Origin of the sequence: Sphingomonas insulae, assembly GCF_010450875.1 — a bacterium.
GTDB classification, from domain to species: domain Bacteria; phylum Pseudomonadota; class Alphaproteobacteria; order Sphingomonadales; family Sphingomonadaceae; genus Sphingomonas; species Sphingomonas insulae.
Map to the genome: position 1 here is coordinate 1,759,401 of NZ_CP048422.1, position 17,771 is coordinate 1,777,171.

Annotated in this window: 21 protein-coding genes and 1 other RNA gene; 12 read left to right on the forward strand and 10 right to left on the reverse strand. The window is 67.9% G+C overall.

Annotated features, from left to right (window positions below; genetic code table 11):
- Positions 1 to 78: 78 nt before the first annotated feature.
- Together GTH33_RS18180 and GTH33_RS09895 are read left to right on the forward strand one after the other, a co-directional pair.
- Complete coding sequence (locus GTH33_RS18180) at positions 79 to 258, forward strand: hypothetical protein (protein WP_249054845.1); 180 nt, start codon at positions 79 to 81, stop codon at positions 256 to 258.
- Positions 183 to 1,385: a methyl-accepting chemotaxis protein gene (locus GTH33_RS09895; RefSeq protein ID WP_249055081.1), complete on the forward strand. Its 1,203-nt coding sequence runs from the start codon at positions 183 to 185 to the stop codon at positions 1,383 to 1,385. Before GTH33_RS18180 ends, GTH33_RS09895 begins: the two co-directional genes overlap by 76 nt.
- A 7-nt stretch (positions 1,386 to 1,392) precedes the next feature.
- Here GTH33_RS09895 and GTH33_RS09900 read toward each other — a convergent pair whose 3' ends face one another.
- From GTH33_RS09900 to GTH33_RS09915, 4 genes are all read right to left on the reverse strand, one after another.
- Positions 1,393 to 1,578: a hypothetical protein gene (locus tag GTH33_RS09900; protein ID WP_163958258.1), complete on the reverse strand. Its 186-nt coding sequence runs from the start codon at positions 1,576 to 1,578 to the stop codon at positions 1,393 to 1,395.
- Complete coding sequence (locus GTH33_RS09905) at positions 1,578 to 2,003, reverse strand: MAPEG family protein (protein WP_163958259.1); 426 nt, start codon at positions 2,001 to 2,003, stop codon at positions 1,578 to 1,580. The genes GTH33_RS09900 and GTH33_RS09905 overlap by 1 nt, the downstream gene beginning before the upstream one ends.
- A 182-nt stretch (positions 2,004 to 2,185) precedes the next feature.
- Positions 2,186 to 3,268, reverse strand: coding sequence for a 1,9-bis(guanidino)-5-aza-nonane synthase (locus GTH33_RS09910; protein WP_163958260.1), 1,083 nt, complete (start codon positions 3,266 to 3,268; stop codon positions 2,186 to 2,188).
- A 119-nt stretch (positions 3,269 to 3,387) separates the two neighbouring features.
- Complete coding sequence (locus tag GTH33_RS09915) at positions 3,388 to 4,629, reverse strand: type III PLP-dependent enzyme (protein ID WP_249054847.1); 1,242 nt, start codon at positions 4,627 to 4,629, stop codon at positions 3,388 to 3,390.
- Positions 4,630 to 4,768: 139 nt separating this feature from the next.
- Here GTH33_RS09915 and GTH33_RS09920 point away from each other — a divergent pair, with 139 nt between their 5' ends.
- Together GTH33_RS09920 and GTH33_RS09925 are read left to right on the forward strand one after the other, a co-directional pair.
- Complete coding sequence (locus GTH33_RS09920) at positions 4,769 to 5,728, forward strand: threonine ammonia-lyase (RefSeq protein ID WP_249054848.1); 960 nt, start codon at positions 4,769 to 4,771, stop codon at positions 5,726 to 5,728.
- Positions 5,729 to 5,952: 224 nt separating this feature from the next.
- Positions 5,953 to 6,132 (forward strand): hypothetical protein, encoded by a 180-nt coding sequence (locus GTH33_RS09925; RefSeq protein ID WP_163958262.1) that lies wholly within the window; start codon positions 5,953 to 5,955, stop codon positions 6,130 to 6,132.
- 283 nt (positions 6,133 to 6,415) lie between these two features.
- Here GTH33_RS09925 and GTH33_RS09930 read toward each other — a convergent pair whose 3' ends face one another.
- Positions 6,416 to 7,072: an alpha/beta hydrolase gene (locus GTH33_RS09930; protein ID WP_163958263.1), complete on the reverse strand. Its 657-nt coding sequence runs from the start codon at positions 7,070 to 7,072 to the stop codon at positions 6,416 to 6,418.
- A 134-nt stretch (positions 7,073 to 7,206) separates the two neighbouring features.
- Here GTH33_RS09930 and GTH33_RS09935 point away from each other — a divergent pair, with 134 nt between their 5' ends.
- From GTH33_RS09935 to ffs, 6 genes are all read left to right on the forward strand, one after another.
- On the forward strand, positions 7,207 to 8,223 hold the full coding sequence (locus GTH33_RS09935; RefSeq protein ID WP_243848288.1) for a cysteine desulfurase family protein: 1,017 nt from the start codon (positions 7,207 to 7,209) through the stop codon (positions 8,221 to 8,223).
- A complete protein-coding gene (locus GTH33_RS09940) occupies positions 8,220 to 9,299 on the forward strand; it encodes a cysteine desulfurase family protein (RefSeq protein ID WP_163959877.1) in 1,080 nt (359 codons plus the stop codon). The genes GTH33_RS09935 and GTH33_RS09940 overlap by 4 nt, the downstream gene beginning before the upstream one ends.
- On the forward strand, positions 9,296 to 9,604 hold the full coding sequence (locus GTH33_RS09945) for a 2Fe-2S iron-sulfur cluster-binding protein (protein WP_163958265.1): 309 nt from the start codon (positions 9,296 to 9,298) through the stop codon (positions 9,602 to 9,604). The genes GTH33_RS09940 and GTH33_RS09945 overlap by 4 nt, the downstream gene beginning before the upstream one ends.
- A gap of 107 nt (positions 9,605 to 9,711) precedes the next feature.
- Complete coding sequence (locus GTH33_RS09950) at positions 9,712 to 10,017, forward strand: hypothetical protein (RefSeq protein WP_163958266.1); 306 nt, start codon at positions 9,712 to 9,714, stop codon at positions 10,015 to 10,017.
- 22 nt (positions 10,018 to 10,039) lie between these two features.
- Entirely contained in the window at positions 10,040 to 10,288 is a 249-nt protein-coding gene (locus GTH33_RS09955) for a hypothetical protein (protein ID WP_163958267.1), read from the forward strand.
- A 40-nt stretch (positions 10,289 to 10,328) separates the two neighbouring features.
- Positions 10,329 to 10,422, forward strand: an RNA gene (gene ffs / locus GTH33_RS09960) — signal recognition particle sRNA small type.
- A 105-nt stretch (positions 10,423 to 10,527) separates the two neighbouring features.
- Here the strand turns inward: ffs and GTH33_RS09965 are convergent.
- The 3 genes from GTH33_RS09965 to GTH33_RS09975 all read right to left on the reverse strand — a co-directional run bounded on the left by GTH33_RS09965 (position 10,528) and on the right by GTH33_RS09975 (position 12,846).
- Positions 10,528 to 11,205: a 2OG-Fe(II) oxygenase gene (locus GTH33_RS09965; RefSeq protein WP_163958268.1), complete on the reverse strand. Its 678-nt coding sequence runs from the start codon at positions 11,203 to 11,205 to the stop codon at positions 10,528 to 10,530.
- Positions 11,206 to 11,294: 89 nt separating this feature from the next.
- Positions 11,295 to 12,170 carry an RcnB family protein gene (locus GTH33_RS09970; RefSeq protein ID WP_163958269.1) on the reverse strand — a complete coding sequence of 292 codons (876 nt, stop codon included), beginning with the start codon at positions 12,168 to 12,170 and terminating at the stop codon, positions 11,295 to 11,297.
- 109 nt (positions 12,171 to 12,279) lie between these two features.
- Positions 12,280 to 12,846, reverse strand: a complete 567-nt coding sequence (locus GTH33_RS09975) for a (2Fe-2S)-binding protein (protein ID WP_163958270.1) — start codon at positions 12,844 to 12,846, stop codon at positions 12,280 to 12,282.
- 140 nt (positions 12,847 to 12,986) lie between these two features.
- Here GTH33_RS09975 and GTH33_RS09980 point away from each other — a divergent pair, with 140 nt between their 5' ends.
- Together GTH33_RS09980 and GTH33_RS09985 are read left to right on the forward strand one after the other, a co-directional pair.
- On the forward strand, positions 12,987 to 13,787 hold the full coding sequence (locus GTH33_RS09980; protein ID WP_163958271.1) for a DODA-type extradiol aromatic ring-opening family dioxygenase: 801 nt from the start codon (positions 12,987 to 12,989) through the stop codon (positions 13,785 to 13,787).
- A gap of 67 nt (positions 13,788 to 13,854) precedes the next feature.
- Positions 13,855 to 15,159 (forward strand): sugar MFS transporter, encoded by a 1,305-nt coding sequence (locus GTH33_RS09985; RefSeq protein ID WP_163958272.1) that lies wholly within the window; start codon positions 13,855 to 13,857, stop codon positions 15,157 to 15,159.
- Positions 15,160 to 15,164: 5 nt separating this feature from the next.
- On the opposite strand, the gene GTH33_RS09990 is transcribed toward GTH33_RS09985, so the two are convergent.
- Entirely contained in the window at positions 15,165 to 16,283 is a 1,119-nt protein-coding gene (locus GTH33_RS09990) for a CaiB/BaiF CoA transferase family protein (RefSeq protein WP_163958273.1), read from the reverse strand.
- A 283-nt stretch (positions 16,284 to 16,566) separates the two neighbouring features.
- Positions 16,567 to 17,679, reverse strand: coding sequence for a CaiB/BaiF CoA transferase family protein (locus tag GTH33_RS09995; protein WP_163958274.1), 1,113 nt, complete (start codon positions 17,677 to 17,679; stop codon positions 16,567 to 16,569).
- Positions 17,680 to 17,771: the final 92 nt, after the last annotated feature.

Genomic DNA, 17,771 nt, shown 5'->3' on the forward strand with positions numbered 1-17,771 from the left:
GGTGAATATTTCCGTCTGTCATCGCGGTGTCACCAAACCCTAACCTGAGGTTTACCAGCGACCTCTAGCTGCCGAACCATGTTCTTCGATCTCGACCTGCTGCGAGAAGGCTCTGTATCGGTAGCGGCGCGGCCGCGCGGGGTGGCCGATGCCTGCCACGCGACGCAACGCTGGCAGCGGCCATCGATCTCTTTCGTGGCTCGCCCGACCTCAGGTTGCTGGCGATCGTCGACGATGACCAGCGGCCGGTCGGTGTGATCCGTGAGAATGACGTTCGTAGCATCCTGTTCAATCCGTACGGCCATGCGCTGATGCAGAACCCGAGCATCGGCGGATCGCTGGATGCCGTGATCCGCCCCTGCGGCATGGCGGACATCGGCCTGTCGACCGATGCCTTGCTCGCCGCCTATTTGCGGGCGCGTAGCGAAGGCCTGGTGCTGACCCAGGGCGACGCATTCCATTCGGTGATGGATGCGATGGAATTCGAACGGCTGGCGGCCGAACGACAGACGCAGATGGCGGCCGAGCGCGAGGGCCGGGCAGCGCGGATCGATGCCGCGGGGCAGGCCTTCACGGCCGACGTCGCGGTACTGGCAGGCGAACTGGCGGACGCGGCGGAACGGATCGGATCGATGGCGTTGTTGCTGGTCGACCGCGCTGGTGCCTCCCGCGACGATGCCGCGTCGGTCGCCGGGGCGAGCGGCCAGATGGTGACCGCCCTCGACGCGATCGCCGGTCTGGGACGATCGCTGGCGGCGACGCTGGATGCGATCGCCGAGGACACGGCGGAGGCCGACGGCGTACGGCGCAACGCCCGCGGTGCCATGCAGGTGGCGGGCGAGAGGGTGGCACGGCTGGTCGAAAGCGCGACCGCAGCGGACGACATGCTGCGATTGATCCAGGGGATTGCGGCGCAGACCAACCTGCTCGCGCTGAACGCCAGCATCGAGGCGGCGCGGGCGGGCGAGGTCGGGCGCGGATTTGCCGTGGTGGCGAACGAGGTGAAGACGCTGGCGAGCCAAACCGGTACCGCCGCCAAGGACGTGGCGGCGCGGGTCGCCGAGATGCATCATCTGCTGGAAGAGGTGGTGGGCGGCCATCGCGTGCTGGACCGGGCAATGGCGACCATTTCGGACACGGGGCTATCGATCGAGGCCGCGCTGGCGCGCCAGAGCGGTGCAACGCGCCAGATCGCCGTGAACGTCGAACAGTCGGTCGAGGCGGGCGGTGATATCGGTACGCGGACCGAGGCGATCAGCGGGCAGGCCGCCGCGCTGGGCACAGACGCCGCGGCGCTGGCGGAGGTGTCGCGCGGGCTCGCCATCACGACCGCGCGCATGCGCACGCGGGCGCAGGCTTTCGTGACGCTGGCCGGCAGCGCCTGATCGAGGGTCAGCGCAGCTTGGCGATGGACAGGCCGTCGGCCTTCGTCCGGTCCTTGGTCGATTCCTCGCTGCGGGTCAGCGCCTTGGCGATTGCCTTCAGCGCCATGCCCTTCTTCGCCAGCGTGTGGAGCTTTTGAATCTCGTCCTGCGTCCACGCCTGACGATGGCGTTCGAAATTCTCGCCTTTCGCCATTAGAACACCGCCATCGAGGCATGGAGGGTGAGCGCGGCGAGCGCGACGGTGGAAGCCATGAATAACATGAAGCGAGGTCCTACCCGGTTCACCGTAGCTTGCACCAGCGAATGTGCGACGCGCAGGCCGACATATACCCAGGCGATGGCAGCATTGATGCCGTCACCGGTACCCGAGAGCGCGATGACGGTGCAGATGGCGTAGAACAGCGTCGGCTGTTCCATCAGGTGATTGTAATTGTGGGCCTTCCACTGGACCTGGGGCGGCAGGGCGCGGTCGGCGTCGGCGGCCTTGCTGCCGACCAATGTGCCGAGGTTGGCGCCCGCAGCCTTCATCGCCGGCAGCCGGGTGGCCAGCATCCAGACCAGCATCACCAGCGTCCAGGCGATCAGCGCCACCATCGGCCGCAGGATGTCGTTATGCATGATCGTCGACTCCCCGCCTTTTCCAAAAGGCTGCCCGAGTAACGCGCGGCAGGCAAATCATTCTTCCCCCTGGAACGGGGAAGGGGACCGATTGCGTAGCGAAGGGTGGAGGGGCGCCTTCGGGCGTCGGCCAGGCTGGCTGCCCATCCATCATCGCTCCCCCCGCCGGGGAGGTTATATGCTTACTTGTCGAACAGCTTGCCCCAGCGATGGACCGGGCGGTCCTTCCACAGGCCGCGGTGATAGGCGTCCGACGCCAGCAGCGGCATCACCGAGCCGGCCTCGGCGAAGACCATCTGTTCGATGCCGGTGTTGACCTTGCCCCAGCTCGCCGCTTCTTGAAGCGTCGAGGACGAGCAGGCGCCGTCGCGAACGTCGGCGACGGTGATCTGCACCGCATATTTGTGGACCTGCACGTCATCGTGGCCGAGGATCTCGGCGCAGACCACGGTGTCCTGGATGAAGTTCTTCGGCACGCCGCCGCCGATCATCAGCAGGCCGGTGACGCCGGCCTCGATCTTGATCTGCGTGAGTTCGCGGAAGTCGGCGACCGCGTCGATCATCAGGTAGGGGCGGCCTTCCTTGGCGGCATCGACCTGATGCTTGACGAGGCCGAAGCCTGCCGACGAGTCGACGAACGCCGGGCAGAAGATTGGCACGTCATGCTCATAGGCGAGCTTGACGAGGCTGTTGTCCTTCTTGCCGTGCTCGACCAGGTACTTGCCCATCTCGCGGATGAAGGCGCGCGACGAATAGGCGCGCGGCTCGAGCGATTCGGCGATCTCGAAGATCGTGTGGTCGACGTTCTGGAGCGCTTCCTCGTCGATGTACGTGTCGTAGATGCGGTCGATGTAGAGCGAGCGCAGCGTGTCGTCGTCGGGGATCTCCAGCGCCTGATAATGCTTGTGGCCGAGCCCTTCGAAGAAATCCATGTCGACGATGGTCGCGCCGGTCGCGACGATACCGTCGACCATGTTGTTGCGCACCAGCTCGGCATACAGGTCCATGCAGCCGCCGGCCGAGGTCGACCCGGCGATGACGAGGAAGATCGAGCAATCCTTGTCGGCCAGCATCTGGTTGTAGATGTTGGTCGCGCGGCCGAGGTCGCGGCTGGTGAAGCTCATGTCCGCCATCGCATCGACGATCGGGCGCGCGTCGAAGCTCTTGATGTCGATATGCTTGACCTGCTTCGACAGCAGTTCGGCCTTACGGGTGTCGTTGATCGGCGCGTTGGCGCCGGCGGTTTTGGTGAGGGTGTCGGTCATGGTTCGCCTTTGGCTATCCAGAACCCGTCGTCATTCAGTGTTGGGGACGCGGAAACCCAGAAACCGCCCCTCCCGCCGGCAAGCGGGAGGGGAGAAGATGATCGGCTATAGCGCCGGCGTTACAGCTTGACGACGTTCGTCGCGCGGCGATCGACCTGCCGGTCGTCCTCGATATAGACCGAGAGCATCGGCTCGTCGGCTACGACGACATTCTCGCTGGCGCCGAAGCCGTTGAACTGCGTGCGCATTGCCGAGCCATAGGCACCGAGCATGCCGATCTCGAAATAATCGCCGGTGTTCGTGTCCGCGGGCAGCGGGAACGGGCCGGCCATGTAATCGAGGTCGTCGCAGGTCGGACCCCAGAACGCGAAATCCATGTCGCGCGCCTCGCTGTCCGGTTCGCGGAGCAACTGCACCGGATACTTCCAGCCGATGTGCGCGGCATCGAACAGCGTGCCATAGGCGCCGTCGTTGATGTACAGTTCCGTGCCGCGGCGACGTTCGACGCGAACCACGACCGAGGCATATTCGGCGCACAGCGACCGGCCCGGCTCCGCCCACAATTCGGCCGAATAGCTGATCGGCAGGCTTTCGAACGCGCGATGGATCGTTTCGAAGAAACGCTCAAGCGGCGGCGGGGTCATGCCCGGATAGGCCGAAGGGAAGCCGCCGCCGACGTCGATGACGTCGACCGTCACCGCTGCCTCCACGATGGCCGCGCGGGCGCGCTCCATCGCGTTGGTATAGGCGTCGGGCGACATCGTCTGGCTGCCGACGTGGAAGCAGATGCCGAGCGCGTCCGCCACCTGGCGGGTCGCCATCAGCAGTTCCTTCGTCTCGCCGGGGCCGACGCCGAACTTCGAGCCGAGGCTGAGCTTGGCATATTCCGACGAGACGCGCAGCCGGACGCAGAGCGTCAGGTCGGTCGCGCCGCGGGTGGCCGCCACGATCTTGTCCAGCTCTTCCATGCTGTCGAGCGAGAAGGTCTTCACGCCGTGGCGGAAATACGCCTCGGCGATCGCCTCTTCCGACTTGACCGGGTGCATGAAACAGCAGGTCGCCGCCGGCAGCGTCGCCTTGACCAGCCGGACTTCGGCGATCGATGCGGTGTCGTAATGCGTGATGCCATTGTCCCAGAGCACGCGGAGCAGGTCCGGGCTGGGGTTCGCCTTCACCGCATACATCGAGCGGCCCGGGAACTTCTCGACGAAGAACCGAGCCGCACGCGCGGCGGCGTGCGGACGAACGAGCGTGACCGGGTCAACCGGGCGCGTTCTGGCGATGTCGATGCCCCCGCGAACAGATGCGGTACGGGCGGTCGAGAGGGGCGCTAACCCCAGCGCGCTATCGTGCTTGGCCAATTCAAGGGACCTCCAATTGCCTTTCGGCATACGGTGACAAAAGCTGCCTTGCGGTTGGAAGTCCCATGGGGCAGCGGAAGCGCGATCTATGGTCGTCCGACCCCCGTGTAAAGTGGCTTGGACCACGAAAGGACAGATAGTGACGATTTTGCGACAGCCGACACGCGCAGGGGTGCGGGATGCCGCCGAAAAGATCGCCCGCATCCTGCCGCCGACCCCGCTTTATGTTTGCGAAATCAAGGGGATAGATGTCGCTTTCAAGGCAGAATCGCTGCAACCGGTCGGGGCGTTCAAGATTCGCGGGGCGTGGCATCGGCTAACCGCGCTGGACGAGGCGGCGCGCCGCCGCGGGGTCGTCGCCTTTTCATCGGGCAATCACGCACAGGGTGTCGCTTGGGCGGCGAAGCGACTCGGTATGGCCGCGACGATCGTGATGCCGGCCGATGCACCGCGCGCCAAGCTGGACGGCACGCTGGCGCTGGGCGCCGAGGTGGTGCGTTACGACCGGGCGACCGAAAGTCGCGAGGCGATCGCCGGGCGGCTGGCCGAGGCGAGGGGCGCGACGCTGGTGCCGAGCTTCGATGATCCGTGGATCATCGAGGGGCAAGGCACTGCCGGTGTCGAGGCGGAGGCGCAGATGGCGGTGCTGGGGCTGGCGCCGGTCGCACGGGCGGTGGTGCCGTGTGGCGGCGGCGGCCTGTCCGCTGGGATCGCACTGGCGCTGAAGGATGCCGCGATCACCGTGGTCGAGCCCGAGGGCTGGGACGATATGCGCCGGTCGCTGGAGGCGTCGTGGATCGAGCCGGTGGGTGACAATCCGCCGCCGACCGCCTGCGATGCGCTGCAGACGATGCGAGTATCGCCACTGACGTTCGATGTGCTGTCGCGGCGCGATGCCATGGGCGTCGCCGTGAGCGAGGCGGAAACGGCAGCGGCACAGCGGTGGGCCGCAGAGCACCTGCGGCTGGTGGTGGAGCCGGGCGGCGCGGTCGCGCTGGCCGCGGTGCTTGCGGGCAAGGTCGCCGTGGAGCCGGGCTTGCTGGTGGTGTTGTCCGGAGGGAACGTCGACATCCATGCCTATGCAAGGGCGATCGGCTGATTCGCGACAAGCCCCCCAAGGCAGCACCCGAAGGCCGAAAGTCACGAAAGTCTCACTCGTGAAGGGGTCGGAGGCCCCCGTCGGGGTTGAGAAACAGCGTGGCGCCGGATCGGGGCCACACCGGGTGTTTCACACCTTTTCCAAATAGGACAGCGCCGATTTGCGCGCGGGTCGGGTGCTGACGCACCCTCGACTTCCGGCTACGGACGCGGCAGTCTGGCGGCATGAACGGACCGCTGGGAACGATCGCCAATGCCGCACCCGCCATCGCCATGCTGGGGTGTTTCGCCTGCCTGATCGGTGGTGGCGCGCTGATCGCGCGCGGCGGCGACCGCCGCAAGGGCGTGTTGCTGCTGGTGATGGCGGCGGTGCTGCTGGGCAATGTGGTGATCTGGCAGCTGTAGGCATGTGCCGGGGCGAGGACGGTCTCGTATGACGGATGCCCGAGCGGCCGTGTAGGCAGATGGCCTGACACCGATTCGTTATTGCGGGCGCAGCCGCGCAATCCGGGGCGTCTGATCCGCCTCTCGATTGCTTCGCTACGCCTGCAGTGGCGTAGGTGGGGAGTGTGACGCTGGCTTCGGCGAGCGTCGGGCATGGGCGACATCCATGCCGTCAGTCGGCGCTTGTACCGCTGCCGGGCTCGTACCGTGATGCGGATCGGCTGGGCCGATCCGCATGGCCAGCCTAGCGAATGGACGAATTCGGATCGAGGCGCATGTCGAGGTATTTGTCGACTGAGCGCATCAGCTCCGGCGTCTCGTTCTCGAAGAAGTGGTTCGCCTTCGGGATCGTGTCGTGATGGATGGTGATGTGCTTTTGCGTGCGCAGCTTGTCGACCAGCTTCTGCGTCGCGCCCGGCGTCGCGACCTCGTCGGCTTCGCCCTGGATGATGATGCCCGACGACGGGCAGGGGGCGAGGAAGCTGAAGTCGTACATGTTCGCAGGCGGCGCGACCGAGATGAAGCCGCGAATTTCCGGGCGGCGCATCAGCAACTGCATGCCGATCCATGCGCCGAAGCTGACGCCGGCGATCCAGGTGGTCGACGCCTCCGGATGGAAGCTTTGCACCCAGTCGAGCGCGCTCGCCGCGTCGGACAGTTCGCCGACGCCGTTGTCGAACGTCCCCTGGCTCTTGCCGACGCCGCGGAAATTGAAGCGCAGCGTGGCGAAACCGCGGCGCTGGAAGGTCTTGTACAGTTCCTGCACCAGCCGATTGTTCATCGTGCCGCCCGCGGACGGATGCGGATGGAGGATCATCGCGACGGGTGCGCGCGGACGGGGAGCGGGGGCGAAACGCCCTTCGAGGCGGCCTTCAGGGCCGGGGAAGATGACTTCGGGCATGGGTCTCGCCACGTAAAAGGGGCGCGCCGGTGGAGCGCAGAATGTTGCGCGCTATATAGGCGTGAAGCCCTTTTGCGCAATTGGAACGAATCCTGCCCAACCGTGTCTATCTGGATCATGCCGCGACCACGCCGATGACGGCGGCCGCAATCGACGCGGTGGCGCGCGGCCACGGGCTGTGGGCCAATCCGTCATCGCCGCATGCCGAGGGGCGCGCGGCGCGGGCGGCGCTGGAGGGCGCGCGGCGCGCCATCGCCGATGCCTATGGCTGGCGGGGCGAGACGATCCTGACCAGCGGCGCCAGCGAATCGCTCGCCATCGCGCTGGGCCGGACGACGGCGCCGCGGCGGCTGATCACCGCCGTCGAGCATGACGCGGTGATGCGGGCGGCGGGCGATGCGCGGGTGATCCCGGTGACCGCGGACGGTATCGTCGACGTGCAGGCGCTGGCGGCGATGCTGGGCGACGGGCCGGCCATGGTGTGCGTGCAATGGGCGAACAGCGAGACCGGCGTACGCCAGCCGATCGCGACCATCGCCGACGTGGTGCATGGCGCGGGCGGCACGCTGCTGGTCGATGCGGCGCAGATGCCGGCCACGCCGGAGCTGGCCGGGATCGCCGACATGGTCGCGGTGTCGGCGCACAAGCGTGGCGGCCCGCCGGGGATCGGCGCGCTGCTGGTGCGCGACCTGGCGCTGTTGCATCCCAGCGGCGGGCAGGAGCGCGGCTATCGCCCGGGGACGGAGAATCTACTGGGGGCGCTCGGCTATGCGGCGGCGCTGGCGGAGCCGGAGCCGGACCATGCCGCGTTGCGCGCGCGACTGGACGATGCAATCCAGCGGTCGGGAGGCGAGATCGTCGCGGCGGACAGCCCGCGTCATCCGGCCATCGGATCGTACCGGTTGCGCGGGTCTGCGGCTGCGGCGCAATTGATCCTGCTCGACAGCGCCGGTTTCGCGGTATCGGCGGGAAGCGCCTGTTCCAGCGGCAGCATGAAGCCGAGCCACGTACTGGGCGCGATGGGCTGGGACGAGGGCGCCGGACGCGAGGTGATCCGGGTGAGTTTCGGCCGCACCACCGGCGCGGCGGAGGTCGACGCGTTCGTGGCGGCGTGGCGCCAGATGGCGCGGACGACGCGGCGGGCGGCATGATCTACCTCGATTACCAGGCGACGACGCCGCTCGCGCCCGAGGCGCTGGCGGCGATGCTGCCGTGGTTCGAGACCCAGCATGCCAATCCGCATTCCGCACATCGGCCGGGGCGGGCGGCACGGGCGGCGGTGGAGGTGGCGCGCGAGCAGGTCGCCGCACTGTTACCGCCGGGTGGCCGCGTGATCTTCACCAGCGGCGCGACCGAAGCGTTGAACTGGGCGATCAAGGGGGCGGCCGGATCAATCGTCACGCTGGCGACGGAACATGCGGCGGTGCTCGACACGGTGCGACAGGTCTCCACGACCGGGCGCAGCGTCACCATCCTGCCGGTCGATGCGCAAGGCCAGGCCGACGTGCAGCAAGTGACGGCCGCGGCGTGTCCCGGTACCGGACTGGTCGCGGCGATGCTGGTAAACAACGAGATCGGCGTCATCCAGCCGATCGCGGCACTGGCGAAAGCCGCCCATGACGCCGGCGCGCTGTTCCTGTGCGATGCCGTGCAGGGGTTCGGACGGGTCGATATTCCCGGCGGCGTCGATCTGGTCGCGCTGTCCGCGCACAAGATCCATGGGCCGAAGGGGATCGGGGCCTTGTGGATACGCGACGGCGTGACGCTCCAGCCGCTGCTGCATGGCGGCGATCAGGAGGGCGGACGGTCGGGCACGCTGTCGCCGGCCTTGTGCGCCGGCTTCGGCGTGGCCGCGCGGCTGATGGCGGAGCGGCGCGATGCGGATGCCACGCACGTCGCGCGCCTGTGGGCGATGGCGGTGGAGACCCTGGCCGGGTGGGACGTGAATGGCGGCGTGGACGAGCGTTACCGCGGCAATCTCAACGTGCGTCGCGACGGGCTGGATGTCGCGCGGCTGATGTCCGAGTGCCGCGACATCGCCTTTTCGGCCGGGTCGGCATGCGCGAGCGGGTCGGGTCGGTCGAGCCATGTGCTGCGCGGAATCGGACTTGCCGAGGCGCAGGCCCGCGCCAGCATTCGCCTGGGGTACGGGCGCTACACGACGGAGGCTGAATTGCGCGACGGGCTGGCGGCGATCGTCGCGGCGGCGGATCGGCAGCGTCTATGATCCGGGTGCAGTTCGTCGGGACGGACGGCGCCGTGCGCGAGGCGGCGGGGGACGAGGGCGCGCGGCTGCTGGACGTGGCGCAGGCGGACGGCCAGCCGCTGGAGGGGACATGCGACGGTGACATGGCCTGCGCGACCTGCCACGTGGTGATCGCGGCGGAGGATTTCGCCCGCCTGCCGCCGGCGCGGGAGGAAGAGGAGGACCTGCTCGACCTGGTGGCTGCCGCGACGCGCACCAGCCGACTTGCCTGCCAGGTGCGGCTGACCGCGGCGCTGGACGGGCTGACGGTGCGCATTCCCGACTGAGGCAGCAATCCTGACGTTAGCACAACGACGAATTCAGGAACGATGCAGGGCGGTTGCGCGATGGTACGCCATGCCCGCCTGGTCGGGCGTGTGAGAGGAGTATCATCATGAAGCTCGTTGCATTGTTCGGCGCCGTCGCGCTCGCCACGGGAACATTGGTTGCCGCGACCCCCGCCGAGGCGCAGCGCCATGGCTATGACCGGGGCGGCTATGACCGGGGCCATCATCGCGGCTACGATCGTGGCTGGGACCGTGGTTACCATCGCGGCCCGTCGCGCCATTATCGCGGCTACGATCGCGGTCGGCGCTACGGCTATGGCTATGGCCGCGGATATGGCCGCAGCCGCGTGGTCTGCCGTGTCCAGCGCGGCTATTACGGGCCGGTCCGCCGCTGTTTCCGCGTATATCGCTAAGCCAGTCCGAGGGAGACGTTCGATGAAGATGCTGACCATTCTGGCCGCCGGCGCCGTAGCGCTGACCGGCCTGGCGCCGATCGCGCCCGCCGCCGCGCAGCACCATGTCCGCACCGTCGTGCACGAGCGTACCGTCGTGCGCCACGACCGCCCGCGCTATCGCCACCGTGCGCATCATTATCGCCATCGCGCCCACCATTCGCGGCAGGTCTGCACCTGGAAGTATCGCAATCATCACCGCGTGCGCGTGTGCCGCACGGTGTATCGCTGATCTGACTTGATCCCGCCGCCCGACCCCGCCATATGGCGCGCGGGAGTCGGGCGGACGTGGTCGTCGCCAACCCGGTCAGGTCCGGAAGGAAGCAGCCGCAACGATTTCGCCGCGGGTCGTCCCGGCTCCCACCGCGCAGCATCGACGATCGGATGCGGTCACGCCGCGAGGCACCGGCTTATGTCGTCGCGGCGCCATCACGCGATCCGCCGGCGAACGATCATTCCCGGCTGACGAGGTTATCGCTTGAGCCAGGAGCGCTCGCGAAACCATTTGGTGACGATGTACTTCGTCCCTTCGACCACCGCCGTGCCTTCGTGCAGCGTCAGTTCGTTGGGGCTGCCGTCAGGGTTCATGTTGTTCCAGGCGAGCAGCAATCCGCGGCGTGGCGCGACCTTGAAGCCGGCCTGCGGGAACCAGGTCGCGCCGCCGTCAGCGACGTCGTTGAGGTAGATCATCGTCGTCCAGGTGCGCTGCCCGCCCGACGCCTGCATCTGCTGCCAATAGCTTTCGGTATCGTGGAAATAATCGTGATGCGCCCGAAAATGCTGGCCGGGGGCATAGCGCTGGCCCTGCAACGTCTCGCCATAGTCGGGCGCCATGCCGAGCAGGGCGGCGATCGCCTCGTCGATCGGCTGCACTTCGGGCGCGTAGCGGTTCATGTCGCAGCTGTCGCTGGTACGAAAACCGGGATCGTTGCGGTCGGAGAGCAGCGAGGACGGCCGGCGGTTCGCGTCGATCATCGCGATCAGCGTGTCGCATTGCGCCGCATCGAGGAAGTCGAGGCGGTAATAGACCTGTGCCCCGGTCACCTCCGCCCGGACGACGGCGGGATCGGCATCGAGCCGGGCCGCGACGCGTGCGCCGATCTGCTGCCGAAGCGTGGAGGTGGCGGGCGCTTTCCTGCGGGAGAACATGGCGCGAGAGATGCCGCCGCATCGCCCCGAACACAAGGGGGCGCTGGGGATGGGGAGGCCCGGCGGCGATGCCGGGCCTCCCCTTCGCCTCAATAGAAGATGCCGTAGACCGAATCGACCACCTGGCCGCTGCGGATGTCGACCAGCAGCGCATCGTCGTAGTAACGTACCCAGCGATACGGGCCGTACGCCTCGGGCAGGCGATAGCTGTAGGGATCCTCGATCCAATAGTTGCGGTTGAACAGGATCGAGGACAGCGACACGCCGACCGAGTAGCGGCGATAGCCCTGGCCCCAGCCCGACGGCGCGTAATAGCGTGGCAGGCGATAGGCGCCGCGGTTCGCCTGGCGATAGCGGTTCCAGTCGTAGCGCGTGTCGTTGCGCCAGCCGCGGTTCCAGGCCCCGCCGCGATTGTCGTAGCGGCGACCATCGTTCCAGCCGCGCCCGTCGTCGCCGCGCCAGCCGCCACCGCTGCGATCGTCGTTGCGGACGAAGCCGGGACGGCGGCCATCGCGGCCATCGCGCCAATCGCGGCCATCGCGGTTGTCTGGACGGTCGTCGCGTCGGTCGCCGCGGTCGGGCTGACGCCAGCCGTTGCCGGCCTGCGCAGGATCGCGGCGGTTCCAATCACCGCCCGGCTGGCGGTCGTCACGCTGGCGATCGGGCCGGTCGCCGTTCTGGCGGTTTCCGTCCGGGCGGTTCCAGCCGCGCGCGTCGCGATCGCCGCGATCGGGCTGCGGTGCCGGAGCCTGCCGGCGGTCGGCCTGAACGTCGGCCCGGCGTGGGCGTTCGGCACGCACCTGCGCATCGATACCAACCTCGGCCGACCGTTCCGGACGGTCGCCGCGCTGGCCCCATTCGCCGCGGCGCCCCTGGCCAGAACCGCGGCCGTCCTGTTCCTGTGCCTGCGCGGCGATCGGCATCAGCATCGATGCCGCCAGCAAAGCCTTGATTACGCGTTTCATGACGATCCCGTCCTCAATCCGCCGGCGCACGATCCGGCTCCGATGATGACAGGGATGTAGCCGTGTCGCGGTGTGCCGAAGCTGAATTGGTTCGTCAGCGTTCCGAAAGCTAATCGGCTGGCGACGAGCCGGAATCGTGCATGGGTGCGACCAGCGCCGGCACGACGCGCGCAGCGTCGGCGGGGTCGATGCCGGGGCGGGCGCCGGCGGGGATCGTCTCCTCGCCCCGCGCCGCGCGGGCGGCGCGCTGGATCGCCTCGATCAGTCGCGGGTAGACACCGCAGCGGCAGATGTTGCGGATCGCGCCGCGGATCGCCGCCTCGCCCGGATCGGCGTCGTGCTTCAGCAGTACCGATGCCGTCATGATGATGCCGGGGATGCAAAAGCCGCATTGCGGCACCTCCGCGGCGATGAAGGCCAGTTGCAGCGGGTGATTGCGTTCGCGCGACAGCCCCTCGATCGTGGTGACGTACGTCCCCTCGATACCGCCGATCGGTACCTGGCAGGATCGCACCGCCCGGCCGTCGACATCGACGGTGCAGGCACCGCAATGGCCGGTGCCGCAACCATATTTGGTGCCGGTGAGGTTGGATGCGTCGCGCAGCGCCCACAGCAACGGCGTCGCAGGGTCGAGACGATATTCGACCGGCTGGTTGTTGACGGTGAGACGCGACATGACCCGTCTTAGGGACTGTTGGCGCGTTGACGGAAGAGGCAATCGCGATGCGGTGCGGGCCGAACCATGCGCTGGCGTGAAACGCGGCGTTTCGATCCGGACGATTGCGGCGGCGGGGCATCGCGCCGACCTTTGCCCGCATGACCCTTCCCACGATGTTCGTGCCGCATGGCGGCGGCCCCTGCTTCTTCATGGACCCGATGGGCGGCCCGCCCGACCCGATGTGGCGACCGATGCAGGCCTATCTGGCCGGACTGATCGCATCGCTGCCCGAACGGCCTCGCGCCATCCTGATGGTGTCGGGCCATTGGGAGGCGCCGGCGGTGACGGTGCATGTCGGCGCGCGGCCGCGGCTGCTGTTCGATTATTACGGCTTTCCCGAGCACACCTATCGCTTGCGCTGGGATGCGCCGGGGGCGCCGGTGATTGCGCGGCGGGCCGCGGCATTGCTACAGGCGGCGGGGCATGTGGTGGCCGAGGAGGATGCGCGCGGCTGGGACCACGGCGTCTTCATCCCGATGATGGTCGCCGACCCCGATGCCGCTATCCCGCTGGTGCAGATGTCACTGCGCGCCGACCTGGACCCGGCGGCGCATATCGCGATCGGCCGGGCGCTGGCGCCGTTGCGCGACGAGCGGGTGTTGATCGTCGGTTCGGGCATGAGCTTTCACAATCTGCGCGCGCGCGGTGCACAGGTGACGCCGGTCGCGGCCGAATGGGATGAGGCGCTGGCGGCGGCGGTGACCGACGCCGACCCGGCGCGGCGCGCGGCGCGGGTGGCGGATTGGGAATTGCTGCCCCATGCGCGCTTCGCACATCCCGAGGCGGAGCATCTGCTGCCGCTGATGGTCGCGCTGGGCGCGGGCGGCGACGGGGCAGCGACCCGCGATTACCGCGACGTGGTGATGGGGTGGGCGGTGTCCGCTTTCCGTTTCGGCTGAACGTCTTGCCAGCCGCGGGCGGTGCCGCCTATGCCGGGCCGAACGATCCCGAGAGGCTGCCCCTTCCATGGCCATGCATATCGACACCAATTCCACCGGCGCGTCGGGGGACGCGAGCCACGGCTATGATGCCCCCGACCTGCGCGTCTTCGTCATCGCGCTGTTCTTCATCTTCGGCGGCATCACGAGCCTGAACGACATCATCATCCCGAAGCTGAAGGAGCTGTTCACGCTCAGTCATGCCGCCTCGATGCTGGTCCAGTCCGCCTTCTTCCTCGCCTATGCGCTGTTCTCGCTGCCGGCGGCGGCGATCGTGCGGCGGGCGGGCTACATGCGCACCGCCTCGATCGGCCTCGTCACGATGATGGTCGGCTGCCTGCTGTTCATCCCGGCGGCGCAGAGCGCGACGTTCGGCATGTTCCTGCTCGCGCTGTTCGTGCTGGGCGCAGGGATCACGATCGTCCAGGTGGTGGCGAACCCGCTGATCTCGCTGCTCGGCAAGCCCGAAACGGCATCGAGCCGGCTGACCTTCGCGCAGGCGTTCAACTCGCTCGGCACGACGATCTTCCCGCGGGTCGGGTCGTCGCTGATCCTCGGCGGGCTCGCCAGCGTCAGCGCGGCGTCGTTGAGCGGTGCGGCATTGATCAGCTATCGCCAGGAGGCGTCGCAGGCGATCGTCCACACCTATCTGGGCCTTGCGGTCGCCCTTGCGGTGATCGCCGCGGTCGTGTGGACCCGCCGCAACCGCCTGAACGAGGAGCAGGACCAGACCGGCAGCATCTTCCACGCCTTCAGCCTGCTGAAGCGGCCCCGCTTCGCGATGGGCGCCGCCTGCATCTTCCTGTACGTCGGTGCGGAGGTGGCGATCGGATCGGTCATCGTCCTCTACCTGATGCAATCGTCGGTATTCGGGATCAGCGACCAGGCGGCGGGCAATTACGTCGCCTATTACTGGGGCGGTGCGCTGGTCGGCCGCTTCATCGGATCGTACGTGCTGACCCGCATCGCGCCGGGCAAGGTGCTGGCGACGGTGGCAACCGGCGCGATCACGCTCATCCTGATTTCCGCCAACACTACCGGTACGCTGTCGGGCTATGCGCTGCTGGCGATCGGCCTGATGAATTCGATCATGTTCCCGACAATCTTCACGCTGGCGAGCGAAGGACTGGGCAAGCGTGCGGCGGAGGGATCGGGGGTCATTGCGACGGCGATCGTCGGCGGTGCGATCGTGCCGCCGTTGACCGGCGTGGTGGCCGACATCACCGGATCGATGCAGTTCTCGCTGCTGCTGCCGGCGGTCTGCTATGCGATCATTCTGGCCTATGGCCTGTACGCGCGAAAGCCGGTGGTCGAGGTCGAGCGCGCGGCCTGACGGCGTCAATGGCCGAGGGCAGCGATGTCCCCGGCCGAAAAGCCCAGTTCCGCCAACAGCGTCGCATCGGTTCGCGTCGTCGCCATGGCCGGCGGTACGGTCGTGCTAGCGGAATAACGCGGCGCGGGCGCCGGTTGCAGGACGCCCGCCGTGCCGGCCAGCGTCGCACGGTCGACGTTGTGCGGGTGCGCGGCAGCCTCGTCATAGTCCAGCACGGGGGTGACGCACGCCTCCGTCCCGTCGAACGCCGCGACCCAGGCGTCCCGCGGTCGGGTGAGGAAGCAGGCGGTCAATGCCGCGCGCATGGCGGGCCAGGCGCTGGCATCGAACTGGCGATCCCAGAGCGGCCCGTCGAGGCCCAGCACGCGGCGAAGCGCGGCGTAGAAGGCGGGTTCGATCGCGCCGACCGCGATCCAGCGGCCGTCGCCGGTCGCATAGGTATCGTAGAAGGGCGCGCCGCCGTCGAGCAGGTTGGTGCCGCGCGCATCGCTCCACCGGCCCATCGCGCGAAAGCCCCAGATCATGCTCATCAACAGCGCCGACCCATCGGTCATCGCGGCATCCACCACCTGCCCCTTGCCGGTGCGTTGCGCGTGGAGCAGGGCGGCGAGCATGCCGAAGGCGAGCAGCATGCCGCCACCGCCGAAATCGCCGACCATGTTGATGGGTGGCATCGGCTTGCCGCCGGCCTGGCCGAGCGCGTGGAGGGTGCCGGACAGCGCGATATAATTGATGTCGTGGCCCGGCTGCTGCGCCATCGGCCCGTCCTGCCCCCAGCCCGTCATCCGGCCGTAGACGAGGCGCGGATTGTCGGCGAGCAGCACGTCGGGACCAAGGCCGAGCCGCTCCATCACGCCGGGTCGGAAGCCCTCGATCAGGCCATCGGCGCTCGCCGCGATGCGGCGGACGGCGGCTATGCCCTGCGGCGTCTTGAGGTCGAGCGACACCGAGCGGCGGGAGCGGAGCAGCGGGTCCTTCGCGGGATCGCTGAAGCCGGGCTGTACGCCGCGGTCGATACGGATCACCTCTGCGCCATGGTCGGCGAGCATCATGCCGCAGAACGGGCCGGGGCCGATGCCGGCAAGTTCGACGATCCGCAGGCCGGCGAGGGGCGGCGGGGCCATATCTCTCTCCCTGTTTCGGAAAGGTTAGGTCGGACCGTGTGCCAGCACAACAAATGTTATGGCGGGAAGTGGGGCAACATGAACAAGTGGGGCACTCGTGGGGAAACACGTGCGATCGATCATTTCCAAAATTGCGATGATCTGGGAGCGAAGGAGATTGCCGGCACCGTAGCGCACGCTGGCCATGTAGGACAGCGTGTCGTGATTACGCTGATATCTCAGGGGGATGCGCCGGCCGGCGTCCTATCGGTCGGCGGCGGACGTCCGGGGATGCCGGATGGGCCTATCGATCGGCGGAGCCCAAGCGTGGCGCCGGCCTGCCCGTCGCGAGATCCGCATCGGAGAACCGGATGGGCGTACGCAGCCCTTTGATCGGAGCGGTATCGAGCACCATGCCGCGGGCGACGATCTGGGGATCGGTCAGCGCCTGTTCGACGGTGTTGATCGGGCCGGCGGGAACGCCGGCGGTTTCGAGCCGGGCAAGCAGGTCGTCGCGGTCGAAGCGCTTCGTCGCCACGGTGATGGCGTCGAACAGCGGTGCGCGATGTTCGAGCCGGAGCGCGTTGGTGGCGTAGCGGGGGTCCTCGGCGTCCATGCCGACGATCGCGCAGAACCGGCGAAATTGGCTATCGTTGCCTACCGCCAGGATGAACCAGCCGTCGGCGGTCTCGAACACCGCATAGGGGCAGACGTTGAGGTGGGCGTTGCCGACCCGTGGCGGGGTTATGCCGCTGGCGAAATAATTGGCGGCCTGGTTCGCGAGCACGCCGGTCATCGTGTCGAGCAGCGCCATGTCGATATGCTGGCCGCGGCCGGTACGGGCCCGCATCGCCAGCGCGGCCTGGATGGCGATGACCGCGTACAGGCCGGTGGTCATGTCGGCCATCGCGACGCCGATCTTCTGCGGCGCGCCGTTGGGCTCGCCGGTGAGGTCCATCATCCCGCTCATGCCTTGGACGATGAAATCGTAGCCGGCGCGGGCCGCATAGGGACCATCCTGACCGAAACCGGTGATCGAGCAATAGACGAGGGCAGGGTTGAGCGCGGACAAGGTGCCGTAGTCGAGGCCATATTTGGCGAGGCCGCCGACCTTGAAGTTTTCGATCAGGACGTCGGATTCGGCGGCAAGGGCGCGGACCGTCGCCTGGCCTTCGGCGGTGGTGAAGTCGATGACGTGGCTGGTCTTGCCGCGGTTGCAGGCGTGGAAATAGGCCGCGTCCTGCGTGCCGTCGTCGTAGGTGACGAAGGGAGGGCCCCAGGTGCGGGTGTCGTCGCCGGCGGGGGATTCGATCTTCGTCACGGTCGCGCCGAGATCGGCGAGGACCTGTCCCGCCCAGGGGCCGGCGAGGATACGGGCGAGTTCGAGGACCCTGAGGCCGGCGAGGGGGTGGTTCAAGCGCTATGCCCGCGACAGCCGTCATTCCCGCACAGGCGGCAATCCATAAACGCCGACGTTGCGCCTCTTGCGGTGCGTTGCGCGTCTGGATT